The sequence below is a fragment of the Endozoicomonas montiporae CL-33 genome, from assembly GCF_001583435.1.
GTDB classification, from domain to species: domain Bacteria; phylum Pseudomonadota; class Gammaproteobacteria; order Pseudomonadales; family Endozoicomonadaceae; genus Endozoicomonas_A; species Endozoicomonas_A montiporae.
The window spans coordinates 5237876-5263118 of the sequence record NZ_CP013251.1; the positions used below are offsets into that span (position 1 = coordinate 5237876).

At 46.9% G+C, this 25243-nt stretch carries 20 protein-coding genes and 3 tRNA genes; 10 read left to right on the forward strand and 13 right to left on the reverse strand.

Features of this window, described 5'->3' with window-relative positions; all coding sequences use genetic code 11:
- Positions 1-13 precede the first annotated feature (13 nt).
- Positions 14-982, forward strand: a complete 969-nt coding sequence (locus EZMO1_RS24225; protein WP_034877740.1) for an SIS domain-containing protein — start codon at positions 14-16, stop codon at positions 980-982.
- A 65-nt stretch (positions 983-1047) separates the two neighbouring features.
- Here EZMO1_RS24225 and EZMO1_RS24230 read toward each other — a convergent pair whose 3' ends face one another.
- Positions 1048-3612: an autotransporter domain-containing protein gene (locus EZMO1_RS24230; RefSeq protein WP_082212261.1), complete on the reverse strand. Its 2565-nt coding sequence runs from the start codon at positions 3610-3612 to the stop codon at positions 1048-1050.
- Between the two features lie 152 nt (positions 3613-3764).
- Here EZMO1_RS24230 and EZMO1_RS24235 point away from each other — a divergent pair, with 152 nt between their 5' ends.
- On the forward strand, positions 3765-7031 hold the full coding sequence (locus tag EZMO1_RS24235) for a S41 family peptidase (protein WP_034877738.1): 3267 nt from the start codon (positions 3765-3767) through the stop codon (positions 7029-7031).
- A gap of 53 nt (positions 7032-7084) precedes the next feature.
- Positions 7085-7375, forward strand: coding sequence for a hypothetical protein (locus tag EZMO1_RS24240; protein WP_034877737.1), 291 nt, complete (start codon positions 7085-7087; stop codon positions 7373-7375).
- Between the two features lie 125 nt (positions 7376-7500).
- Here EZMO1_RS24240 and EZMO1_RS28385 read toward each other — a convergent pair whose 3' ends face one another.
- The 3 genes from EZMO1_RS28385 to EZMO1_RS24250 form a co-directional block, all read right to left on the reverse strand.
- Positions 7501-7857: a transposase gene (locus EZMO1_RS28385; protein ID WP_082212259.1), complete on the reverse strand. Its 357-nt coding sequence runs from the start codon at positions 7855-7857 to the stop codon at positions 7501-7503.
- Positions 7858-7876: 19 nt separating this feature from the next.
- A complete protein-coding gene (locus EZMO1_RS28390; RefSeq protein WP_086936499.1) occupies positions 7877-8299 on the reverse strand; it encodes an IS5 family transposase in 423 nt (140 codons plus the stop codon).
- A gap of 141 nt (positions 8300-8440) precedes the next feature.
- Positions 8441-9790: a transposase gene (locus EZMO1_RS24250; RefSeq protein ID WP_051789206.1), complete on the reverse strand. Its 1350-nt coding sequence runs from the start codon at positions 9788-9790 to the stop codon at positions 8441-8443.
- 499 nt (positions 9791-10289) lie between these two features.
- Here EZMO1_RS24250 and EZMO1_RS24255 point away from each other — a divergent pair, with 499 nt between their 5' ends.
- Positions 10290-11630, forward strand: coding sequence for a transposase (locus tag EZMO1_RS24255; protein ID WP_082211863.1), 1341 nt, complete (start codon positions 10290-10292; stop codon positions 11628-11630).
- A gap of 666 nt (positions 11631-12296) precedes the next feature.
- On the opposite strand, the gene EZMO1_RS24265 is transcribed toward EZMO1_RS24255, so the two are convergent.
- The 3 genes from EZMO1_RS24265 to EZMO1_RS24275 all read right to left on the reverse strand — a co-directional run bounded on the left by EZMO1_RS24265 (position 12297) and on the right by EZMO1_RS24275 (position 12997).
- Positions 12297-12372, reverse strand: a tRNA-Thr gene (locus EZMO1_RS24265).
- Between the two features lie 367 nt (positions 12373-12739).
- Positions 12740-12826 (reverse strand) — tRNA-Leu (locus tag EZMO1_RS24270).
- 84 nt (positions 12827-12910) lie between these two features.
- Positions 12911-12997 (reverse strand) — tRNA-Leu (locus EZMO1_RS24275).
- Between the two features lie 164 nt (positions 12998-13161).
- Between EZMO1_RS24275 and EZMO1_RS24280 the strand changes: the two genes are divergently transcribed.
- Entirely contained in the window at positions 13162-14193 is a 1032-nt protein-coding gene (locus EZMO1_RS24280) for a DUF2157 domain-containing protein (RefSeq protein WP_051790291.1), read from the forward strand.
- Positions 14194-14270: 77 nt separating this feature from the next.
- Here EZMO1_RS24280 and EZMO1_RS24285 read toward each other — a convergent pair whose 3' ends face one another.
- Both EZMO1_RS24285 and EZMO1_RS24290 read right to left on the reverse strand, forming a co-directional pair.
- Complete coding sequence (locus tag EZMO1_RS24285; RefSeq protein ID WP_034877734.1) at positions 14271-14546, reverse strand: HU family DNA-binding protein; 276 nt, start codon at positions 14544-14546, stop codon at positions 14271-14273.
- Between the two features lie 133 nt (positions 14547-14679).
- Entirely contained in the window at positions 14680-14847 is a 168-nt protein-coding gene (locus EZMO1_RS24290) for a rubredoxin (protein WP_034878621.1), read from the reverse strand.
- Between the two features lie 298 nt (positions 14848-15145).
- Between EZMO1_RS24290 and EZMO1_RS24295 the strand changes: the two genes are divergently transcribed.
- The 5 genes from EZMO1_RS24295 to phoR all read left to right on the forward strand — a co-directional run bounded on the left by EZMO1_RS24295 (position 15146) and on the right by phoR (position 20279).
- A complete protein-coding gene (locus tag EZMO1_RS24295; RefSeq protein ID WP_051790534.1) occupies positions 15146-16384 on the forward strand; it encodes an NCS2 family permease in 1239 nt (412 codons plus the stop codon).
- Positions 16385-16525: 141 nt separating this feature from the next.
- Positions 16526-17086, forward strand: coding sequence for a chorismate--pyruvate lyase family protein (locus tag EZMO1_RS24300; RefSeq protein ID WP_051790288.1), 561 nt, complete (start codon positions 16526-16528; stop codon positions 17084-17086).
- A 66-nt stretch (positions 17087-17152) separates the two neighbouring features.
- Positions 17153-18061: a 4-hydroxybenzoate octaprenyltransferase gene (gene ubiA / locus EZMO1_RS24305; protein WP_051790532.1), complete on the forward strand. Its 909-nt coding sequence runs from the start codon at positions 17153-17155 to the stop codon at positions 18059-18061.
- Between the two features lie 153 nt (positions 18062-18214).
- Positions 18215-18904 carry a phosphate regulon transcriptional regulator PhoB gene (phoB, locus tag EZMO1_RS24310; protein ID WP_034877733.1) on the forward strand — a complete coding sequence of 230 codons (690 nt, stop codon included), beginning with the start codon at positions 18215-18217 and terminating at the stop codon, positions 18902-18904.
- Between the two features lie 61 nt (positions 18905-18965).
- Positions 18966-20279, forward strand: coding sequence for a phosphate regulon sensor histidine kinase PhoR (gene phoR / locus EZMO1_RS24315; RefSeq protein WP_034877732.1), 1314 nt, complete (start codon positions 18966-18968; stop codon positions 20277-20279).
- A 132-nt stretch (positions 20280-20411) separates the two neighbouring features.
- Here phoR and EZMO1_RS24320 read toward each other — a convergent pair whose 3' ends face one another.
- The 4 genes from EZMO1_RS24320 to EZMO1_RS24335 form a co-directional block, all read right to left on the reverse strand.
- A complete protein-coding gene (locus EZMO1_RS24320) occupies positions 20412-20828 on the reverse strand; it encodes an H-NS family histone-like protein (protein WP_034877731.1) in 417 nt (138 codons plus the stop codon).
- Positions 20829-21075: 247 nt separating this feature from the next.
- Complete coding sequence (locus EZMO1_RS24325) at positions 21076-22263, reverse strand: DesA family fatty acid desaturase (RefSeq protein ID WP_034877730.1); 1188 nt, start codon at positions 22261-22263, stop codon at positions 21076-21078.
- Between the two features lie 139 nt (positions 22264-22402).
- On the reverse strand, positions 22403-23962 hold the full coding sequence (locus EZMO1_RS24330; RefSeq protein ID WP_051790285.1) for a SpoVR family protein: 1560 nt from the start codon (positions 23960-23962) through the stop codon (positions 22403-22405).
- Entirely contained in the window at positions 23959-25236 is a 1278-nt protein-coding gene (locus tag EZMO1_RS24335) for a YeaH/YhbH family protein (RefSeq protein WP_034877729.1), read from the reverse strand. The genes EZMO1_RS24330 and EZMO1_RS24335 overlap by 4 nt, the downstream gene beginning before the upstream one ends.
- Positions 25237-25243: the final 7 nt, after the last annotated feature.

The following is a 25243-nucleotide window of genomic DNA, read 5'->3' on the forward strand; positions in this document are numbered from 1 at the left end:
CAGGACGAGACTTATGGCCATGAATAACAATGACACCACGCTGCTGGAGAAAACAATGAGCGAAGGTATGAAAGCCAGTGTTGCCCGTCAGATTGAAGCCTTGCAACAACTTCAGGGACGCATTAACGGCGAATTTACTGAAGCCATACAACTCCTGACTGGCTGCCGTGGTCGTGTCATTATGCTGGGCATGAGCCAGTCTGGTCATATTGGTCGTAAAATTGCGGCCACTCTCTATAACACGGGTCTGTCCTGTCACCTCATTAACCCTGCCGATGCCTGGCACGACAACCTGAGCATGGTCGGCAGTGGCGATATTATTATTATGCTGTCGTACAGTGGCATGACCGAAGAACTGGTCAGACTGTATCCGGCGATTAAACATCTGGGCAACAAAGTCATTGCCATCACCGGTGACCCGAAAGGCCCTGTTGCAGAACAGGCCGATATTGTTCTGGATGCCAGTGTGACGGAAGATCTGGCGGATCAGGAACATGCGCCTACCACCTATACCACCGTTCTGCTGGCCATTGGCGACCTGCTGGCCGAAGCGTTGCACCGTTTTCAGGCAAGTGATCTGGAAGGCTTGAGAAAAGACCAGAAAATCACCTGGGTACGCAACATCATGAGTGCCGACAACTATGGTCGCATTAAGCCTGACAGCAAGATCAGTGATGTCATGCAGGCCATGACGGCAACCGGCTCCAAAATCTGTCTGGTGATGGACGGTGAAGATCTGGCGGGTGTTATTACTGACGGAGATTTACGACGCGGGTTGTCTGGAGTAGACAGTTTAAGCGGCATGAGAGCCCGCAATATTATGAACGGCGCGCCTATCAGCATTAAGGAAGAAGCCAGCGCCAACGATGCCAAGGCATTGATGGACAAGAACAAGATCCGCGCACTGGTGGTACAGGACGCTCACAACCATGTGATTGGTGTAGTGACTATAGATGCCTGCCGGAAAGCTCTGGAGTCCTGATCAGGATAATCAAAAGGAGGAGAGAGAACGGGGCAGAAGCAGGAAGCTACCCCGTTTTTTCTGAATCAGAAATCGTACTTCATTTTGAAACTGTAGTTATTGCTTCTGTAACCGGATTTCTGGTGACGATCATAGCCCAACACCAGAGACAGGTTGTCAAACCTGCGGTAAGTCAGGCTAAACGATGCAGAATAGCTGTCTCTGACTGGCTTGGCTCCTTCAAAGTTTAACGCCCCGCCACCGTCGATCAGAACCGAATCGGTTTTAACCTTGTCGCCCTTGATGTCATACCAACCCATGAGACGAACCGAAGGCTCCAGAGTCCCCTTTTCCAGTTCATAAAGGCGCCCCATTTCCAGACCCGCTCCCAGCTCTATTTTCTGGTATGTCTGGCTACTGACAGCCTGCGCCAAAGCGCTGGTACTTTTCTCCCTGTAGCTATCGCTGACGATCCGGGAGTAATTAAAACCAAGCACAGGCTGAAGCATGGTATTCCAGTATGGGAAGATAACACCTGCCAGAAGCTTCAGACCGTAATGATTACTGTGGAAATCAGACTCAATCGGAGAAGGGTCAATGCCCGGAAGTTCAACATAACGGACACGATCATGCTTGCTGCGTCCAAAGTTGAGTACACCATCCACGTACCACTCATCGCGAGTGTAAGAACCATACATACTCAACTGATAGTTTTTCAGGCGATTGTCATCGATTGAGTTTTCTTTATCGGCTTTAACGTCAGCGACCGTCACAGCAGCACCATAGGTGATATCGTAAAGCCCTTTATCAAGAGAATTCTCTAGTCCCAGACTAAAACCATCGACATCGGCATCAAAGCCTGACACCAGGTCTCCGTCCCCGGTCTTCCGGCTGTCCTGTGAAGCAGCCGCTGCCAAAATCTGCATCCAGATACCTTTGCTGGCCTGCTGATCACCAAAAGACAAACCTCTGGAGAAGCTGCGTGCCGTACTCATACGCTGGAGTGGAATGGATACCGCTTCTTCCTGAACAATCAGGTTCATCTGCTGTGTGGCAGCACTATTATTAACCCAGTTTTCCTGAACCAGCTTTTTCAGATCAGCTTCAGTCAGCGTACCTGCCACCAAGTCAAAAAGAGACTTGGAGCGGGTAGCAGCCTCTACCACAGCTCTGGTAGCGTCTGACCCCGGCGATACCTCTTCAGGCGTTTTGCGATCAATGGTCACGGTCAATATGTTACCGGTATTGCTAACGACATTAACACTTGTCAACACCGAACCCTCAACACCAGCACCATTGTCTGTCAAAGTGCCTGCGCTCAGCAGCTGATAGGATTCTCCGTTCATCAGGGAGTCATTGTTATAGAGTTCAAAACCCGGTGTTACCCATACAGCACTGCCAGAGGCCAGTGTTGTGGTGCCGCTCACATCCATGACTGGTGTTGTCGCTGCTGCTGCATCCACAGTGAGCTCGAGAACGCCGGAGTGATTAAAGTTGCCTGTCAGTATGGTGCCTCTTTCGGTCTGAAACAAACCAGCATTGGTCAAGTTAATTTTCCCGGCCAGCCTGCCAGTCATCAATCCAGAAGAGCCATTCGAAAGCTCCAGCGTATGGTTCGGGTTATCGTTTTTAACCACATAGTAACCTGACATAAACCCGTCATTGGAAACACCGCCGGCAATATTTCCTTCATTTGGAGACTCATTGCTATCCGATGCTGCGCCAATGTAAATGAGGGCTTTTCCATCACCTTTAGCGATCATTCTGGCGGATGTTTCGTTGGTAATCGAGCCACTAAACGCCACATCCTTGAATTCAAAACCATTGCCATTTTCAGCGGTCATCACACCAAAGGACCGATTGATAATACTTCCGTCAAAATTGGCAAAGGCATCATCGGTGGCTGGTTTGTCCCCGGTAATTCGTACTAGTCCATCCGAGGCTGTGATAGTGCCATGGTTTTCAAAATTACCACTAAAAGTACTGGCATCATTTATATGCAGGGCATAACCTTTACTGGTCCAGGTGCCTTTGTTAATAATGTTGCCGTAATAAGATGCCAGCTGTAGTGAAATACCATAAGACCCCGTCGTGGTAATAGTGCCTTCATTGATAAAATCACCGTTGAATTCACCTTCGTAGAGCCTCATAAGTCCGGCACCTTCCATGATGCCCAGAGATTCATTGATGAACTTGCCCGTCACCGAGGTTGCCTGACTGGGACTGTCCGGGGAAATCCCGATTATTTCTGAATCCCTGTTATACAGATAGCCTTTGTTACTAAGGTTAGAAAAGGCTGAGCGACCAAACTTAATATTACTGCCACCCCCCTGATTAATCAGAATCTTCCCTGTCGGTAGAATGTTGATATCAACATCTGGATTCTCCGTGTCATCAAACAGGACACCGTTCGCCGTAAACCCGTTATCCATAATCAGGCTACCGCGAACAATAATGGTTCCATTAATGGGCACCCTGAAACGATGACCGTCAGGATAACTGGAACGCACAACAATCAGAGCCGAGTCAGAGCCTGAAGTCAACCGGTATTCACCTTCAGGTACTTCAATAGTTTGCGCAGCATTCGCTTTTCCAATGGCTATGCTCAATACCGCCATTGGAAATAATTGAGCCAGTTTTTTGCAGGGCATCCTTGCCTCCTATAGGTTTAACCGTCTTTTATTACTATCCTATTCATCGTATTTCGGCACCATCAAAAAGTCTTTAGGGTTAGAGACGCTGGAAACAGAACCTGCCGATAACTGCTACCTTAATGAAATAAAATCAAAACAACGGGCTTGATATGCGCTTCCTTACCTTACTTCTGGCAACTCTGCTTTTTGTCTCCTTTTCCCTGAGTGCCAGTAATGAAGGCTATTACCATTTCCCCAGTATTCATAAAGACACGATTGTCTTCTCGGCAGAGGGGGATCTGTGGAAAACAACACTGGCAGGGGGCACGGCCACACGTTTGACTACCAGCCATGGTCGTGAAGCCTTTCCTTTTATATCTCCGGACGGGCAGCAGGTCGCTTTCCTTGCCGAATACGATGGTTCATACAACCTCTACACCATGCCGCTTTCTGGTGGACTGCCGAAGCGGCTGACTTTTTCAGAGGGCATTGTCTTTCCACGAGGCTGGGTTAATAACACAGAAATACTCTACGCCACCAACAAGCGAAACATTTACAAAGAAAACTTCCAGCTTGTTACACAGGACACAAAAAGCCTGACAAAGCACTGGCTACCTCTGGCTCAGGCTTTTGAGGGCAGTTTTGATGACAGCGCCGGAAACAGCAGGGCACTTTTTTTTACCCGATTTTCCGGCCCTAGCCACAAAATCAGGCACTATCAGGGTGGAACGGCACAGAACATCTGGAAATACCCTGAAGGCAAAGAAGCCATACCTTTAACCAAAGACTTTCCGGGAACCAGTAAACAGCCTCTGTTCTGGAATCAGCGCATTTATTTCATCAGTGACCGGGACGAAAGCAGTAACCTCTGGTCAATGAATACAGACGGGCAAAATCTTATTCAGCATACTTTTCACAAAGGTATGGATATTGTCTATATCGCTCAGGACAATGGCCAGTTTGTTTATCAGCTGGGACCAGACCTCTACGCACTGGATTTAAAACAGACCAACGCCAAAGCAGAGAAAATCCAGATAACACTGGCTTCCGACTTTGAGCAGCGACGACCACACTGGCTGCACTGGCCTGCAGGTTATTTGTCTAATTACGACCTTTCCCCAGACGCCTCCCAACTGGCTCTGGTGGCACGAGGACAGGTGAACTTACTACCTGTAAAAGATGGAAGAACAATATCCATTCCAAACCCTGAAAAGAATGTATTCTTCCAGTCGGCACAATATTTACCCCTTTCCAACCATCTTCTGGGAGTCGCCTGGGAAGGCATTCATCAGTCATTCTGGCTATTACCTGCGGATGGCAGCAATCAACCGGTGAAAATCCATCAGACGGATAAAACGGTAGAAGTTGAGCCTGTGCTCTCACCGGATAACGAGTTTTTTGTCTGGACAGATTCCACCGCCACCGTCCGGTTAACACATATTCAATCGGGCGTGACAGAAACCATTAAACAATTTGAACCGGATGTCATGGATCCCGGACATTTCAGCTGGTCTCCCGACAGCCAGTGGCTCGCCTTTTCTCACCGGGCCAAAAACCTCAAACAACAGATTTATCTTTATAGTCTTTCAGACAATACCCTGACCGCCATCACCAGCGACCGTACAGACAGCCATACTCCTGTCTGGAGCCCGAGCGGTAAATGGCTGATGTTTATTTCACAACGTTTCTTTAACTCCAGAGTTTCAAATCCGTTCGATACCAATCAGCCAGAGCCTTACTCAGAACAAACCAAAGGGATTTTCATGTACGCCATGAACCCGGAAGCCATCTGGCCTTTTGAACCTGACAACGAAGTCCTGCAACAAAAGATTGCCCGGATGATGGAAAAAGAACAGCAAAAAGAAGAAGCTGCTGAAAACCATCAACCTGAACGTATTACCGTTGAGCTAAACGAATTGCAGGATCGTCTGTATCAGGTGCCGGTTCCTGCCGGGGACTACTATGGTCTGGATTTTGCGGGTGGCTACCTGTTCTGGGGAGAGCCCGACTCTGAAAACACCTTTACACTGCGCAGTCTGGAAGTCAGTAATACGCCGGATAATCAGCCTTTTACAGTCGCAACCGGTTTAACGGGCTATCAGCCAGCAAAATCCGGAGAACAGATTCTGATTCATGGTGACAGAGATGAATTTGCTCTGATTCCTACCGGAGTTCCGGAAAACAGCATTGATTTTAAGCCTGTCTCTCTGGAGCAGTGGCGTGTTTTTGTTTCGCCCAGGGATGAATGGCAACAACTGTTATCCACCGTCTGGTCTTTACTGAACAATCTGTTTGCAGACCCCACTATGAATGGCACCGACTGGCCTGAACAACTGGACAACCATCTGCAAATGCTCGACCGCGTGACTGACCGGCAGGATTTGAACCAAATCATTAGCAGTATGATTGGCCGACTGGGCGTGCTGCACCTGAATAACGGAAGAGGCGATCTGCGCTTCAATGACAGGTGGAGTATAGAAAGTTCTCTGGGTGCAGTGTTATCCAAAAAAGACGAAGGGCTGCAGATTGATCAGATTTATAAAACCGATCCTGATTATCCTCTGAAACGATCTCCATTAGCTCGTCCGGGTACTCAGATTGAAGAAGGGGACATTATTACTGCGATCAATCACCTGCCTCTGGATAACGACCAACCCATAGAAGAACGTCTTACCTTCAAAGAAAACCAGCAGGTGCTACTGACCATTAATAAAGCCGAAACCAAGGATTCCATTGAGCAAATTGTCTGGCCTGTAGACCCTGAACAATCAGCCAACCTTCTGTACGATTCATGGGTATTCAGCCGACAACAACACACCGAGCTTAAGGGACAGGGAAAGCTGGGCTATGTGCACATGAAGGGTATGGAGTCCGAAGACTTTGAGCAGTGGGTGCAACAATACTATCCTGTCTTCAACCGTGGCGGCTTAATACTTGATCTTCGCAACAACACGGGAGGAAACATTGACAGCTGGATTATCAGCCGACTGCAAAGAAAGGCTCTTACCTTCAATACTTTTCTGGGCAACGCGGTTAACTGGAACATGCCCTATGCCTTCAGAGGGCACATTGTTGTTCTGATCAACGAACATACGGCTTCTGACGCAGAAGAGCTGGCTGAAGACCTTCGGGAACTGGAACTGGCCACGTTAATTGGCACCCGAACCTGGGGCGGTCGTATCTGGATGTTCTTCTCCGAACTGATGGACAATGGCTTTATTACCGTTCCCCATCGGGCAGGCTATAAATCCAATGGTCGCTGGGTAGGAGAAAACTGGGGGCTGGAACCCGATATCCAGATCGACAACCTGCCTCATGCCACATTCAATGGCAACGATGCTCAGCTCGACAAAGCCATACAGTTTCTTCTTGAAAAGCTGGAGAAAGAACCCGTTGAAGTACCTGCACGGCCTGATTTTCCGATTGCAAAGCCCTGAGAATCTGTCGGTCTTAGCTATACTCAGCTCCCAGGAATAAAGGGAGGCGTAGAGTGATCAACAAAGCATTGTACGATTCACTGGTGGAGCTGGGCATCAATGTAACTCAGGCCGAAGAGGCTGCAAGACAGGATGTAGCACTGGCTGAATTAAGACAGATGATTTATGAGTTAACCCGCCAGACCACTCATGTATCTGAGCAGCTGGTTGACTTTAAGGCTGCGACTAATGCCCGCTTCGACAGGATAGATGACAGACTCGATAAAATGGACGACAGATTCAACAAGATGAATGACCGGTTCGATAAGCTCGAAGATAAGATTGATCAGCTACTCAATCGATGATCCACTGAGCCACAGGTAAGTGGCTCTATGCTCTGGTCATTGAAATACTGATACCGCCTCATTCTATCTGCGACACGTTGTCTCCCATGACATTTCATTTTGTAAATTAAGAGGCTGTTTTAAAACTAAACAAGCCTCTTAACCATTATTCGAATCATGCATATATAGATAAACGATTCTGAATTTTCTGGTAGTTGCTCATAATCCTTCGCCAAGCGACGAGAGCCTTCAAACCACCCAAAGGTTCTCTCTACGACCCATCGCTTGGCTTGCACAACAAATTTACCCCGTGGGCGCTTTGTGATTTCCAGCTCTCGTCTTGGCTTTCTCCGATAAAACCACTCTTCCAGATACCCTCTGTAACCGCAGTCTGCCCAAACCTTACGGATTTTCTTAAAGTGCTTGATCACACAGGCAAGCAATATCTCTCCAGAAAGGCTGTCACTGATAGAAGCTGAATGAACCCAAAGAACCAGAATCAGACCTAGGGGGCGTTCTCAATTACGCCAACCAGACCAAAGAAGCTGTCAACTGAAGCATTCCCAAGTAATTTCGACCCAACCGTTCGTATCGGGTTGCGATTCTCCGGAAGTGCTTCAGCTTTTGAAATAACCTTTCTACAAGATTGCGCTCCTTGTAAAGCTCTCTGTCATAGAGCCTTGGTTGCAGTCTTCCTTTTCTCGGCGGGATAACCGGTTCAGCCCCTATACAGCCGATAGCCAGAATGAATGCATCTGAGTCATAGCCTTTATCTGCAAGAACATAATCTGCAGAAAAAGCCTCTATTAATGCATTTGCCTGACCATATTCTGATGCTTGACCTGCTGTCAGTATTAAGCGAACCGGATTTCCCAGAGCATCTACAGCAGCATGGATTTTAGTCGTCAGACCACCTCTTGATTTGCCAACGGCCTCATCATCCAGCTAATCCCGCACAACATACGCCTTAAGTCGTATTAAAACTGATTGGTCGTACAGATAATTGATGAGCGCATAAAAACTGCCTCACGCTTTTCGTGCTCCTTTTCCAGTTTGTTTACCCTGAAACCCCGGCTACGATGATCGCTATGATGTGTCGAACTGGATCTTTCTTGCAGCAGTACCGTGAATGATCGCTTGGAACATCTCCTCCCAACTCTCAATCAGCCAGGAAAGAAAGTAACGCAGAATCAATTTCCAGAGATAGGTGCGTGTTCCACGCGCCCTTAGTTTCAGGGCTTTCTGGAAGACCGGGCAACATAGTTGCTGTATTTGATCCACCAGGAAAGCCAGGAAGGTCAGGTAAGCCAGATTGGTTGCCAGGTGCTGCTCACCGTGACCATAGTTGTGTTCAAGTTCGTAGCCTTGGTTCTTCAGGGTATTGAAGGTTTCATTTTCTATGTGCCAACGACATCTTCCTCCTTCGGCTGTGGGGAGTACAGTTTCTTCGGTTAACGGGATGTCGGTTATCCAGCCCCAGGTGTGCCGTTTGCCTTTCTTGTCTGTTTCGACGTAATCAAGCACATTGACGATTTCAACCGGTTCAGTCTTGTTCAGGGGAACCCCATTGGCATAACGGCACCAGTGTTTGGCACCGTTGCCGTCAGTCATCTCAAATCGTTTGACATCGCCCTTCTGATCCAGCGCATCCATAGCCTCAATCATCGAAGTGTGATTGCCATCTTTGGCAACAATGATGTAGTGCCACCCATAACTTCTTATCAGTCGAACTGTCGGGCCATCAGCGTAGAGACCGTCCAGCACAATAACCAGCTTCAATTGTGGGTGATCTCGCTTGATGTCTGAAAGGAGACGTTTGAGGGCATTTTTTTCACAGTCATTCTTGGTTGTGCCATCTTGGTGAACAATGGGCTCGGGGGCCAGAGGCAATACGGTTTCTCTGTCAGGATGGACAATGCAGGCGGCCAGCATCTGGTGATAGTAAGCTTCATTGGCCTTACCTTCATTTTTTATACAGCACTCCTGACAGCGGCACTTGCCGGAGTAGTAAAGCCCTGTCCCATCAATGGCTAACAGGTAATGATCCTTCAGGCCGGCGCAAGAAAAGCGGAAGCCCTTGAGCCCTCCACCCCGCTGTACTTCATTGAACAGCAGCTTGAAAGGTTCTCTCATTGCCCCTGGATCTACAGGATCAAGGGTGGAGCGCATGTAAGTGTCACAGGGTATCCTGCCTTGAACCCGGTATAGATGCTTCAAGTTGAACTTGAGTTCTTCGGTTTCCCGCTCACGGTCAAACTCCAGCAAGGATGGGTACTTGAGGTGCATCATAGCGAAAGCCGACATCAAGGTGTCCAGCAATGAAATCTTGTCTTTACGGCGGTTTGGGCGGTGGTCTGGAATGCTGTCGAAGCTGTCGTAGATCATCTGGATCATGCTGTCGAGGCACAGATGCTTTCGTGGTTTATGATCAGGCATGGCTCTGAATAACTGATTACGGTCGTCTATCCCCCAAAATTAGACGCAAAAGTCTGCGAATGCTTCAATTTTCTACGCTGCTGAATCCCTTGTGATTACTGGTTGTAATTGAAAGTGCGGGATTAGCTGCCCCTCGGTTTGATCTCATTCCGGCAAGGCTCACTGACTTCCCCCGACAGTCGTCTCACTGATTGGCTCTATGATCAGGATTATATAGAGTACCGCTAATCTTGATCCATGATCTGTGTAACAGGGCGGCAGATAAAAGTCAGAAAGAAGCGATCAACTGCTTCGGCTTTAAGCATATTCAGCTGATGGAGTAAAGCACTGATGTTGCAATGTTTGAACTCTATTGATCCTTCAAAGCGATTATTCAGCAGCAATTCCCGACGAATTAATTCAGCCCAACAGTACCAAGGTCTGAGAAGGACCCATAAAAAAGCAAATTCCTGAACTTTGAGCTAAATTTCATGCAGTACTCATTCACTGTCGTATTTCTATGCCTGCTAAGCAAGACAAAATTTTGGTCGATCGGTTAATCAATACTGTTCGCCAGCAAGCATCCCTAATACCTGATCATCGTCCCAATAATTGCAAGGAAAAAATTCTTCTCTCTGATGCAATAATGTCCGGTCTGGCTGTGATGCACATGAAATGCCCTTCACTTCTGAGCTTTGAGCATGAATGTAAAAATCCAAGGGTTGTTCACAACCTGCGCCAGATGTACGGCGTTCAGCGTATTCCCAGTGACACCCATCTGCGGGAGATACTTGACCCTATTGAAACTGATCATTTCAGGCCATTTTTCAAGTCACTCTTCTCTTACGTCCAGAGTTCGAAGTGGCTAAAAAAGTTTCAGTATTTTGAAGAAGGCTATCTGGCTCCAGTGGATGGTACAGGGCATTTCGCTTCAGGCAAGATCAGCTGCCCTGAATGTTGTATCAAAAAAGCCGATACTGATACCCCCCAGTATTACCACCAACTGTTGGCTATATGTCTGGTCAAGCCCGGACAAAAAGAGGTCTTGCCTCTGATGCCAGAGCCTATTACCAAGCAGGTCAATGCTTCTAAAAACGATTGCGAAAAAACCGCACTAAAGCGGTTGCTGGAAAACGTCTACAGAGAACATCCCAAACTAAAACTGGTACTGACATTTGATGACCTGTATTCAGATGGGCCGACGATAAAAATGGTCAAGTCTTATGGGTACAGCTTCATTATGGTGGCCAAGGACAGCGACCATGCGTCATTGGTTGAGGCGGTTGATAATCTGGATGCCAGGGGTGAGGTTAACCGTTATGAATACGTTGATGAGGACGGCTACCGGCACTGGTTCAGATACGTCAACAACGTTCCCATCAACAAGAGTCACAAGGATGTTCTGGTCAACTATCTGGAATATGTTGAGATTAGCCCCAAGGGCGAGAAATACACCAATGTCTGGGTAACAGATATCCAACTGACTGACGACAGCGTCACCAGAGTGATGCGCGGAGGCCGTGCGAAATGGAAGATTGAAAATGAAACCTTCAACACGCTCAAGACACAGGGTTACCACCTCGAACACAACTACGGACACGGCAAGGAGCATTTGGCTACAAACTTTGCCTGCCTGACGTTTACCGCCTTCCTTATTGATCAGATAGAACAGTTAGGGTGTTGCTTGTTTCAGAAAGCCTGGACGGCAAGCCACTCTAAAAAAGCGCTTTGGGAGCATATGAGAAGCCTGTTTCAGTGGTTTTTCATTGACTCTTGGCGAGACTTTTTTATGGCAATAATCTCAAGAACCTCTGAAGGAGTTGGTCATAATATCCGTTCTGTTATTCCAGATACTTCATAGCTGCCGGGGTGAGCCTGTGTCTGAGCGAAAAATTCATCCAGAATGTCAGCTTTGGGCTGAAGGTTGTTTGCTGCAAATCCGAAAAATGGTTCACCCTGCAGCAGGGTATACGTCTTAAGGCGTATATTTGTCGGGAATTGCTGATTATTCAGTTGCTTCAATGTCAAACGACGATGTTCATCTTTGTTGTAGACTTTTGAGCTGTCTCATCCATCAACATAGAAAAATAATCAGCAACAATGAGAGATAATTCTTCTGACGTCCAATCTTTTCGCATATTAGCTCCAGACTTCCTTGAAGCTACCAGACTACCTTAAACAGCAGTACGTCGAAATGGTGCTATCGCCTATTTAAGGTTTTGATAGACATCGGCTCGGTTTTGAGTTCTTTAGCTAAGAGAAACTCCATTTCATGGTCCCTGAGAGCATACTGAAAAGTGCGGCATTTGATTGTTCAATATTTTGACAACTGCAAAGAGGTTTAAAAAGGATAGGGGAAAGCCTTCGTACGACATAAGCAGCTTAATCACAATTTTTTCTTCATCAAAAATGATTTTCGCAAATATGCTAGCTGGACATAGGTTTTTTGTGGTCAGTTTCGATAGATACAAAAAAGCCCCAGACAATACTGAGGCTTTTAAGTGCCTGAATTAACAGGGCTTTTGTTTGGTGCCGGCACCAAGAGTCGAACTCGGGACCCACTGATTACAAGTCAGTTGCTCTACCAACTGAGCTATACCGGCAAGGAACGATGCGTATATTATGTTCGAAGCTTGTTTTTGTCAACACGCTTTATGGATTTATAAACAAAAACAGACCCTTAGGGTCTGTTTTCGTCACGTTCCATGTTCGGTGGCTTCCTGCCAGACCGCTTCCTGATTCAGTTTAAGCCTTCCTGGCTCTTTGGCATCCTGCCTGACTGATGGTTTTATTATGCAGCAACAGAAAAATCCGGATATAAGGAAAATGCGATTGTCTTTGTGAGAAATCGACGATTCGTTAGTGAATCAAATGCAGATTAAGAAGAATGCAAAACGATTGAAGAAGGGATTGCTTAAAAAACAAATAAAAAAAGCCGAATCATTGCTGATTCGGCTTTTTTGGGGAATTTGGTGCCCAGGAGAAGACTCGAACTTCCACGCCCTTTCGGACACTAGCACCTGAAGCTAGCGCGTCTACCAATTCCGCCACCTGGGCAAATCAAGTTTTTTAAGAACTCTTGAATGTTCTTTGTGGGATCAGGATTAAACCCGATTTAAACTCATTGATCAAGTAATGAGTTGGTGCCCAGGAGAAGACTCGAACTTCCACGCCCTTTCGGACACTAGCACCTGAAGCTAGCGCGTCTACCAATTCCGCCACCTGGGCCTCGTGAGCTGCGTTGTCGTGCTCAGCAAGTGGTGCGAATAGTAGGGATGATCGCCAAAAGAGTCAACACTTTGCAGCTGAAAAAATGATTGCGGATTTTACGCATACATGGCAAAAGTACTTTGATAAGTATTTGATGCTCAAGTCATTACCGGGGGGTCAGAATGCAGGTAAACAGAAAAGGCATAAGGCTTCTGGACCAACTGCTGGTTTTCTGGGTAGAAAAGGAGCTGCTGACCAGCGAACAGTCGGAACGGCTTCGACAATCGGTCACACCAAAAAAAGCCGGCTGGCAAATCCTGGCACGCTATGCCTTTTATTGCACAGTGATTTGTGGCGTTTTAGCCATTGTCGCGGTACTTATGGATGAGCAACTCATTGAACTTCTGCTCAGGCTGTTTGACGCTTCAGCCGTTATAAAATCTGCCGGGTTTGCAGTCGCTGCAACCCTGGTTCTGTGCTTTGGCTACAGGGTTGCGAAAAAGTCACCTGAACGATTTTACACTCGCGAGTCGATCTACTTTCTTGCCGTCTTATTCATTGCTGCATCGGACTGGTTTCTGGGAAAAGCACTCAATACTGAAAGTAGCCACTATTCTTTGCTGTTACTTCCGGCTTTCTTTATTTATGCCATTACAGGTCTGGTTCTTGCTTCCCGAACATTGTGGTTCTTCGCCCTGATGACTTTATTCTGGTGGTTTGTTGCTGAAACCGATTATCAGGCAGGGCACTCTCTTTACTTCTATGGCATGAACATGCCTCTCAGATTCAGCCTGTTTGCTGCAGCGATTTTATTACTGAGCTATCTGATGCCTTGCAGTGCCCGCACCCGGTTACTGTTTCCAATGACAAAAACGATAAGTCTGCTTGGCCTGTTTATTGGGCTGTGGGGCGTCGCCCTATTTGGTAACTACGACAGTATTGCAAGTTGGAGTGATGTGTCACAGTTTGAACTGTGGCAATGGAATTTGCCTTTAGCCATTGCCTGCGGACTGGCTGTCTGGGCTGGCAGTCAATGGGATGATGACCTTTACCGACACGTGGGCATCAGCTTTTTCATTCTTCTTATTTATACATTGTTTTTTGAATACCTGTGGGAGGTGATGCATCAGGCACTGTTTTTTGTACTGCTGGGGTTGAGCTTCTGGTTACTCAGTCATTTTGCAGAAAAAATCTGGCTCAGGCAGGCTAATTAGGGCAGCTTCAAAACAACAAGAGCCCGAATGCTGATACAGACGGGCTCTATTATTGTATGTAGTACTGAAATACGATTTTAATCGTTTACCGCATCTTTCAATGCTTTTCCGGGCTTGAAAGCAACGGTATTGCTGGCTGCAATCTGAATAGCTTCACCGGTTTGCGGGTTTTTGCCTGTCCTGGCTGCACGACTGCGTTGCAGAAAAGTACCAAAGCCCACAAGGCTCACAGTATCTTCTTCTTTGAGTGCTTTGGTAATAACGTCAATGAGAGCGTTCAGGGCCTTACCGGCTTCGTCTTTAGTAAGGTCTGCCTGATCGGCAATAGCATTAACGAGATCTGGTTTGCGCATGGTGTCATGGACTCCCTTGTTGTTTTTTTGTGTTCCATTGGTGAGGCAACAATCAACAGACTAATCCACTGTTGCCGTGAGGGCAATAGCTGAATGAGCCTGTGAGCCATGATATTCAGGCTTTTCGCTGAAATCAGGAAATTTCGATCATTTCAAAATCGGTTTTATCGGTACCACAATCAGGGCAGTACCAGTCTTCAGGTACATCTTCCCAACGCGTACCGGGCTCTATGCCATCTTCTGGCCAGCCTTCTGCTTCGTCGTAAATAAGTCCGCAGATCACACACTGCCACTTTTTCATACTAACCCCTCCGGCGACGACGTTATCTTTATCGATGTGAATCCGGTCGCGCAGAGAGTTTACCAATCCTGAACAGGAAATGTCAGATAAAAGCGTCACATTCAACTAAATTGAATGCGCTTTGTTCTGATATGAATATTGGAACCATGACTGGATAATAAACACTTGAACTATTGAGGAGTCAGGTGTGAACAACACGACACAGGGGGTTCTCAGGTCCTCCGCAGGGCTGAAACCATCGTTTCTCGAACGTATTTTCAAACTGAGTGAACACAACACGACCGTCAAAACGGAACTGATGGCAGGCGCAACTACCTTCATCACCATGTGTTATGTGATCTTTGTGATTCCGGCTATTTTGTCGGATGCCGGTATGGATTCCGGAGCATTGTTTGCCGCCACCTGCCTTGTTGCCGGTTTGAGCACTATCTTTATCGGGGTTTACGCCAACTGGCCGGTGGGTCTCGCACCAGGCATGGGTCTGAATGCTTTTTTCGCCTACGCGGTAGTGCAAGGCATGGGTTATAGCTGGGAACAGGCAATGGGAGCCGTGTTCTGGGGTGGTATTGGCTTCATGCTGCTAAGCCTGTTTAAAGTACGGGAATGGATCATCGACAGCATTCCTTCCGGGCTTCGTGTCGGTATCACCAGTGGTATTGGTCTGTTTCTGGCTCTGATTGGCCTGAAGAGTGCTGGTGTTGTGGTTGCCAGCCCCGGAACGATTGTGACTCTGGGCGATATCACCCAGTTTGGCCCATTGATGGCGAGCCTGAGCCTGTTCCTGATTCTCGGTCTTTCGTTCCGTGGCATTAAGGCTTCGGTGTTGATTGCCATTGGTATTGTTTCACTGATCGCCCTGATCGCTGGTGATGTTTCCTTTACCGGTATTGTGGCTGCACCACCCAGTATCACGCCTATCGTGGGTAAGCTGGACATCATGGGGGCTCTGTCGCCAGAAATGATTGGTGTGATTGTTGCCTTCATGTTCGTAAACCTGTTTGACACCACTGGCACACTGATTGCTGTGGGTGATAAAGCAGGTCTGGCTGATGAAAACGGCAAGATGACCAACATGAACCGTGCCTTGATGACGGACGGCGGTGCGTCATGGATTGGTGCGATTATGGGTACTCCGACCGTGACCACTTATGTTGAAAGTGCTTCCGGTGTTGCAGTGGGTGGCCGTACCGGTCTGACGGCTGTTACCGTAGGCGCTCTGTTCCTTCTGTGTATGTTCTTGTCGCCACTGGCAGGTATTGTACCTGCTTATGCGACTGCAGGTGCTCTGGTTTATGTAGCCGTTCTGATGGTAGGCAGCCTGACCCGTATCGACTGGGATGACCTGACAGAAGCGGGCCCGGTTTTGATCACCACTATTATGATGCCCCTGAGCTTCTCCATTGCTAATGGTATTGCACTGGGCTTCATTGCCTATCCGGTCATCAAAGTTCTGGCGGGCAGAACATCTGACGTTAGTATCAGTGTCTGGATTCTTGCTGCACTATTTGCACTGAAATTTGTGTTTTTTGGAATCTAAATCATTCTTCATCTTACAGAGGTGTGCTCCCGGCATACCTCTGCCTTTTTCTGAAAGGACATCACTCAGAATTGTCCTACAGTCCCCTCTTTTTAAGTGCTATTGTGTTCGGGAAGCCAGTAGACCAGACGAATACAACAAATGCCACTTACAGATTTTGCTGACCAGACTTGGCAACCCAAACCAGTACATGGTCATGAGTGCATCAATGACATTCCGGAACCTTACAGAACTTGGTTGCTTGATTCGGGATCACTGACGCAACGGCTGAAATCGATGTGCACCAAGGAATTCAGAGTCAGGGTGCTTAAACACGAATGGGGCATTCCTCCCCGTTCAGAGCAAGATTTTCTGGGCTGCAATCATGAGATGGCCAGCATTCGGCAAGTGCTACTAATGGTTGATGACCAGCCCAGAGTGTTTGCTCGAAGCGTACTGCCTGCAACCAGCCTGACCGGCGCAAACCGGGAATTATTGGAGCTGGGCGACCGCCCTCTCGGAGAGTTTCTTTTTAAGCAGCCTTCGCTGGAGCGTGGTCCTATTGAAATCGACAGACTTTCAGCCAGCCAATTCAATGACTATCTAGATAAACCGTACCAAAAAGAACAAAGCTGGGGCAGACGTTCTCTGTTTCTCCTGAACGGCAAAGCGATTTCGGTCTGTGAGTTTTTCCTACCGGAATACGATCTCACCCCTATGTAGGAGTACTTATAAAAAGCCTAACCTGTTAGACTGATGCCCAAGCCAGTTGCAACAATGATAATCATTATGACGTATCTCAAAAAGCTGGCGGGGGACTCTTTCAATCTTCACTCTTTATCGGTTCGTTACCCCCGCGTAAAGGATTTTGTCCAGCTATGTCGGCTGGATCGCCCTATTGGCATTTATCTTTTGCTATGGCCCACGCTTTGGGCTTTGTGGATGGCTGCAGAAGGTCTGCCAAGCCTGAAAAACCTGTTAATTTTTATTGCCGGTGTGGTTCTGATGCGCAGTGCAGGTTGCGTCATCAACGACTATGCGGATCGTGACTTTGACGGCAGTGTGAAGAGAACCAATAACCGCCCGCTGGTAACAGGAAAAATCCACAAAAAGGAAGCTTTACTGCTTTTCTCCGGGCTGGTCATCCTGTCGTTTTTTCTTGTGCTACTGACCAACCCTCTGACCATAATGCTCTCTCTGGGTGGCCTGGCTCTTGCTGCTATTTACCCCTTTGCCAAGCGTTTCACGCACTTGCCCCAGGTGGTGCTAGGGGCCGCCTTTGGCTGGGCTATTCCAATGGCCTATGCAGCAGAGAGTGGAACGATAAGTCAGGTTGGCTGGTTATTATTTCTTGGTAACGTGTTCTGGACGGTCGGCTATGACACACAGTATGCCATGGTGGATCGTGATGATGATGTGAAGATTGGCATTAAATCGACTGCGATATTATTTGGAGATCTGGACAATATCATCATCGGAATTCTTCAATGCCTCGCCATTGCAACATTAGTGATGGTCGGTATTCAGGCAGGACTTGGCTGGAGTTTTTATGTTTCGTTGCTGATTGCGACCGGTTTATTTACCCATCAGCAGTTACGTACGCAACACCGTGAAAGAATGAACTGTTTTAAAGCATTTCTCAGCAATCATTGGGTAGGAGCCGTGATTTTCTTGGGCATTGCTTTCAGTTATGTTTAAGCCTTTTTAAGCTTCCACAAAAAAGGAGTGTCATCTGTTTGTAACATTTGGGCGTTGTAATGGCGCAAATAGGAGGAATCTGTCTGGTGAAACAGATTGTCTGATTCCACTACCAATAAGACGCAACGGATGAGACACGAAAGGTGAACAGGCATGTCAGGAAGAACAATTCTCATCGTCGATGATGAAGAACCCATCAGGGAAATGGTCTCTGTCGCTTTGGAAATGGCGGGTTATAACTGTCTGGAAGCGGCAGACGCCAAGCAAGCCCATGCCCAGGTGGTTGATAATAAACCCGACCTTATTTTGCTGGACTGGATGTTACCCGACATTTCCGGTATTGAATTTGCACGACGCTTAAAGCGTAATGAACTGACTTCTGAAATTCCTATTGTCATGCTGACCGCGAAAGGCGAGGAAGATCATAAAATTCAGGGCTTGGAAACCGGTGCAGACGACTACATTGTTAAACCCTTCTCACCACGGGAATTGGCAGCTCGCTTAAAAGCCGTACTTCGTCGTGCAGGAGGGTTAGATGCCCAGAGTCCGATTGTCATAAAAGGCCTTGAGCTTGATCCGGTCAGCCATCGCGTCAGCATCGACGGAAACCCGGCAGAAATGGGGCCTACCGAATACCGCCTGCTGCAGTTTTTCCTGACTCATCAGGAACGTGCTTATACCAGGGGGCAGCTGTTGGATCAGGTGTGGGGCGGCAATGTCTATGTGGAAGAACGAACCGTTGACGTTCATATCCGTCGTCTGCGAAAAGCACTGGGGTCTGACTATGAAGGCTTTGTGCAGACAGTGCGCGGGACGGGCTACCGATTCTCGTTAAAAGTTTAAGACTGTCAGGAAGTATTTATACCGAATACTTCCTTAACCAAAACTCGAAAAAAGATCCGGAATGACCAGTATTACCAAATCTTACGTCCTGAGCCGAATGCTGTTGTTTTCAAGTGTCGGTTTTTGTCTCGGCTGGCTTCTGGGCAATGCTTTTTTGGGACTTTCCGTTGTATTGGCAGGCTATTGCCTGTGGAGTGTGAAAGAGTTATTCCGGTTAATGGACTGGTTAAATGCTGCGAGAGATCGTAACGAAGAGCCTCCTGAAAGCAAGGGGTTGTGGGGTGAGATATTTGATGGAATATACCGCCTGCAAAAACACCATGGTCGTGCACGTCGTCGCCTTTCCACTGTGATTGACCGGATTCAGTCATCAACATCGGCACTGAAAGATGCCGTGGTCATGGTAGATCGCCATAACAACCTTGAGTGGTGGAATAATGCTGCAGAAGATCTTTTGGGTTTCAAAATGCCTGACGATCAGGGGCAGCCTGTAACAAACCTTCTGCGAGATCCCCGTTTTGTGGATTATTTTGAGCAGGGGCGTTATCAAAAACCCTTGCAAATTCCCTCACCTCTGAATGATGAGTATCAGGTTGAAATCAACATCACGGTTTACGGTCGTGGTAATCGAATGTTGATTGTCCGCGATGTCACCCGGCTGTTGCAGTTGGAAACCATGCGTAAGGATTTTGTAGCTAACGTATCCCATGAACTCAGAACACCATTGACGGTTATTTCAGGCTATCTGGAAACCCTGATCGACGGTGTACACGACCAAAACCTTCCGCCCATCTGGGGCAATGCAATGAACCGTATGCAGGAGCAATCGCTGCGTATGCAGGGGCTGGTGCAGGATCTTTTAACACTGTCCAAACTGGAAGCGGCTGAAATTGATGACGACAGTGCAGTCCAGCTCAAACCAATGCTTCATGCAATTGTTGAAGATGGTAAGGCATTAAGTGGCGAGAGCCAGCATAAGATTCGACTGGAATGTCCTGAACAGGCCGAGATTGCAGGAAGTGCTCATGAGTTGAGAAGTGCCTTTTCAAATCTGGTATTCAATGCTGTTCGCTATACCCCGGCCGGAGGCAAAATTTATGTACGTTGGTGGCAGGATGAAGACCGTGGTCATTTAATGGTAGAAGACAACGGTGTTGGTATTGACCCGGTCCATATTCCCCGTCTGACCGAACGTTTTTACCGGGTGGATAAAAGTCGCAGTCATGCTACCGGTGGAACGGGTCTCGGGCTGGCGATCGTGAAACACATTATGCTTCGTCATGGTGGTCGAATCAGTATCAGCAGCCACCCGGGTAAAGGCAGTAAATTTGTCTGTCATTTCCCCAAGAAACGTCTGATGGCTCTGGTGGATTGACCATCCGTCATCAAACGGATTAAAAGCAAAAAGGGAGCGAATGGCTCCCTTTTTGCTTTTAACTGGCTGACTTGAGATCAGAAGCTTAACCTTCAATAGCTAAGCTCTACAGCTCTCTTTACTCAGCGCTTTTTACTCAGCAACGCAGTCCAGACGTTTTTTGCCTGTGCGATCCAGGTAAGCCTGGAAGTCACGAGGCAGACGACCTGTAGTAGCACCTTCCCACTGAACAGTATCACCGGCTTCGGTCTGGTATTCAAAAGTGTACTTCTGGATGTTGCGACGTTTTTTAGGCGCTTCAATTTCCAAAGCACCCAGATCATCCAGAGAAACACCACGGTCACTCATGATCTGTTTGATCGCTTCAATGCTTTCGATTTTAGCCTGACGCTTTTCTTCTTCTTTATCGCGAGCTTCCAGCTTTTCAGCAAGAACGTCGTTCATGCGAGAAATGATGCGCTCCAGATCTTCTGCATGGACATCTTTGAACAGGGAACGAATGCGGGTTTTGCTGCTCAGGCGATGTTGAATTTCTTCAAAAACGTTCATTTAAAATGACTCCCTCATCTGACTTACTATCCGAATTATGCTTTGTACGGACTTGGGTGTTAATCTAAGTGACCTTATTTATACAGCAAGGTTTTAATTGATGGAAGCATTCAACTCTAATTTACGAAATAAAAATGTAAAATAATCCAATTGAATGAATACAATATAACCTTGCTGACTTAAAATAGGGTCAATCAATATTTTATTGATTCTCTGAATGACTCACCACTGAATTGTGATCAAATCATCACTGCCTTAACAAAGGTTCAGGAAGTGTATACGTTTTCAAACTTCTTGAAAAATCCTGAAGCACTTTGATTCCACTGTTTTCCGCTTCCTGACACCAGAGAATTAAGGCTTCAATGCGCTCATTTTGATCTTTAATTTGATGCCAGATGGCCTGTAAATCTTTCTTTTTCCTGTAAATTGTATTTAAAACTTGACTGGTATCAATAATGGAATGAATTTTCTCTCTGTGTGCAGGAGCCAACAGTTGCTCTTCCCGCGCAAGAAGTTTTTGAGCTGATTTTAAAATGCGTTTTGTCTTTTCTGTAGCAACTTTTCGCTCATGATTCACTAAAGGTACTATGACCTGATTGCGATACTGAGCCATTATCTGAAATCGATTATTGATCACGGCCATTACCGTATCACGATCTATATGACTTTTATGTTTGTTGCATACTGCCAGTGGAAGAGTCTTTTTTGCACGAGCCAGACCTAAGAAGCAGAACAATCGAATCCATAACCAGCCAATATCAAATTCCCATGGTCGAACAGATAACTTGGCAGAATTTGGGTAGGTGTGATGATTATTGTGCAATTCTTCACCACCTATCAGAAGCCCCCATGGAAATATATTTCGGGCAGCATCACGACACTCAAAATTTCTATAGCCGGAATGATGTCCGACACCATTAATCACCCCCGCTGCAAAAAAAGGAATCCAGATCATTTGAATGGCCCAAACGGTTAGGCCAATAACGCCAAACAGAATGATATCGATCAAGAGCATAATGACTACACCCAGTATTGGATGCGGGGTATAAAGGTGATTTTCAATCCAGTCATCTGGTGTTCTCTGACCATAACTCTGGATTGTCTCAGGGTTTCCGGCTTCAGTTCGATACAATTCAGCGCCTCGCCAAAGTACCGTTGCTAAACCTTTTTGTACCGGACTATGCGGATCATCTTTGGTTTCACACTGAGCATGGTGCTTTCTATGAATAGCAGTCCACTCTTTCGTGCGCATTCCGGTAGTCAGCCACAACCAGAGTCGGAAAAAATGCTGTATGGCCGGATGAAGGTCAACAGAATTATGGGCGCTGTGTCGATGCAGATAAATAGTGACAGATAAAATCGTAATATGGGTCAGCAACAGAGTTGCCAGAATAGTTCCCCAGAGTGAGAGGGCAAGCATGCCTTCATACCACATTTGAATACCTCAATGGATGTTAGTTTTTATTAAAATCATCACGTAACGCCCTGTCATTATAGGCGTATTCAAATGCCTGTAGAATATTTTTGGTGCCGATCAGTTTACCTGACCAATAGCGTAGATTTTGGCTTGTAACTTATCGGTCTTTGGATGAAGTGTTTTTTTCCGGACAATGATAGGACTGAACAATTTTATCACCCTGACAGGTTTCGATGGTGACATCAAATTGCCAGAGCCGGTGTATGTGCTTTAAGAGTTCAGGTGTGGTTTTATCCAGTGGTCGCCCCTGATGTTCATAGTGTCTAAGCGTTAATGTCCGGTCGCCACGAGTATCAACATTGTAAACCTGAATGTTCGGCTCTCGGTTTCCCAGATTATATTGTGCAGCCAGTGCTTCCCTGACTTCCTTATAACCGGAGCCGTTATGGATAGCGTCAACTTCAAGGTAAGACTTGCTTTCATCATCCAGCACCGAAAACAGCCGCAGATCCCGCATAACCTTGGGCGACAAAAATTGCTGAATAAAACTTTCGTCCTTGAAGTTTTTCATTGCAAAATGCACGGTTTCAAGCCAGTCACTACCAGCGATATCCGGAAACCACTGCCGGTCTTCATCCGTAGGATCTTCACAAATGCGGCGGATATCCTGAAACATGTTAAAGCCCAGAGTATAAGGGTTGATGCCGCTGTAAAATGGACTGTCAAAAGAAGGTTGATAAATGACGTTGGAGTGCGAGTGCAGAAACTCAAGAATAAAACCGTCGTCTACTTTGCCTTCTTTATGCAGCTCATTCATCAGGTTGTAATGCCAGAACGTTGCCCAGCCTTCATTCATCACCTGAGTCTGTCGCTGCGGATAATAATATTGAGCTATTTTCCGGACAATTCGCACCAGTTCGCGCTGCCAAGTCTCCAGCAAGGGTGCGTGTTTTTCCAGAAAATACAAAACATTTTCTTCAGGGTCTTTTGGAAAGCGAACCGTTTTCTTTTCTGCCTTTTCTTCTGTCTTCGGAATCGTGCTCCAGATGTCATTCAAAGTACGCTGAATGTATTCAGCTCGTTCTTCCTGACGGGCTTTTTCCTGCTCGGCAGACAGGGGACGAGGCCGCTTGTAACGATTCACCCCCTGATTCATCAGGGCATGGCAGGCGTCCAGAACCTCTTCAACCTTTTCCACCCCGTACTTTTCTTCACACTGGGCAATATACGATTTGGCAAACATCAGATAGTCGATGATCGACTCTGCATCGGTCCAGGTCTGAAACAGATAATTACCTTTAAAGAAAGAGTTATGCCCATAACAGGCATGCGCCAGCACCAGTGCCTGCATTGTGATGGTGTTTTCTTCCATCAGATAGGCAATACAAGGGTTGGAGTTGATCACAATTTCGTAAGCCAGCCCCATTCGACCACGCTGGTAATTTTGCTGTGTATGCAGAAACTGTTTGCCAAAACTCCAGTGGTTATACATCAATGGCATGCCAGTGGATGAGTAGGCATCCATCATTTGTTCAGAGCTGATGATCTCGATCTGGTTCGGATAGGTATCCAGCCGGAACTTGTCGGCAATTCTTGCCAGCTCTCTGTCGTATTTTTCAATCAGTTCAAAGGTCCAGTCGGGCCCCTTCGAAATGTACTGCCTGTCTTTTTCATCGCTAGTGGCTTCATCAACATTCAAGGTTGTGTCATCACTCATGCGGTTTCCTTTTTCTCGAACAGTCTCCGGAAGACCGGGAATATATCTTCAGGCGTTTTGATTTGCTGCATGGCAAAATGATCGGGAAACTGCTCGGCAACCGATTCGTATTCGCGCCAGAGGTTCTGATGGGCACGGTCAGTAATCTCTACATAGGAGAAGTACTGCACCTTACTCATAATGGATTCAGTGAGAATTTTGGAACAGACGCTGGAGTCACCTTCCCAGTTATCGCCATCAGAAGCCTGAGCGATGTAAATGTTCCAGTCAGACGGGCTGTAACGTTTGTTGATGATGTCCCGACTCATCTCCAGCGCACTGGAAACAATGGTGCCGCCGGTTTCCCTTGAATAGAAAAAGTCATCTTCATCCACTTCTTTTGCCGCCGTATGGTGACGAATAAAGACCACTTCGATCTGTTTGTAATTACGCTGCAGGAACAGGTACAACAGGATAAAAAAGCGTTTTGCCATATCCTTGATCTCCTGCGTCATGGAACCCGATACATCCATGACACAGAACATGACCGCTTTGTTACTCGGACGTGGAACTCTTATACGATTGTTGTATTTGAGATCAAAATCATCAATGAAGGGCAGTTTCTTGAGCTTACCGTTGAGTCGTTTAATTTCTTCCCTTAACTCATTCGCCCGTTTCTGATCGATTTCATCGGGACCGACTTCCATCTCCCGGAGTTCTTTTTTAAGTGCTCGTATTTCTTTTCGGCTGGAACCACCCAATGCAATTCGACGCGCATGAGCCGAACGCAGTGATCGAACAATGTTTAAGCGGTCTGGCGAGCCCTCATTGGTAAAGCCTGCATTTTTAGTTTCATACTCTGTCGCTTCGTGCAGTTGTTTGCGAACCAGATTAGGCAGTTCCAGATCATCAAACATATGAGAGAGAAATTCTTCATGATTGATCTGGAAGGTAAACTCATCCATCCCATCACCAGAATTTCCCGCTTTGCCAGAACCACTGCCACGCCCTCCTCCGCCCGGAGGTCGCTTGATGCGGTCACCCTGAACAAACTCTTTATTGCCCGGATGCACCTGCTTGTAACGACCGCCCTGGCCATGGGAAAAGTGAGGTTCGGATAAATCTTTGGTGGGAATCGTGACTTCACTGCCAGACTCGACATCGGTAATAGAGCGCTTATTGACCGCTTCAGAGACCGCTTTCTTGATGTGTTTACGATAACGATCAAGAAAACGCTGACGGTTGACTGTACTTTTATTTTTTCCGTTCAGACGACGATCAATAATTATACTCATCCACACG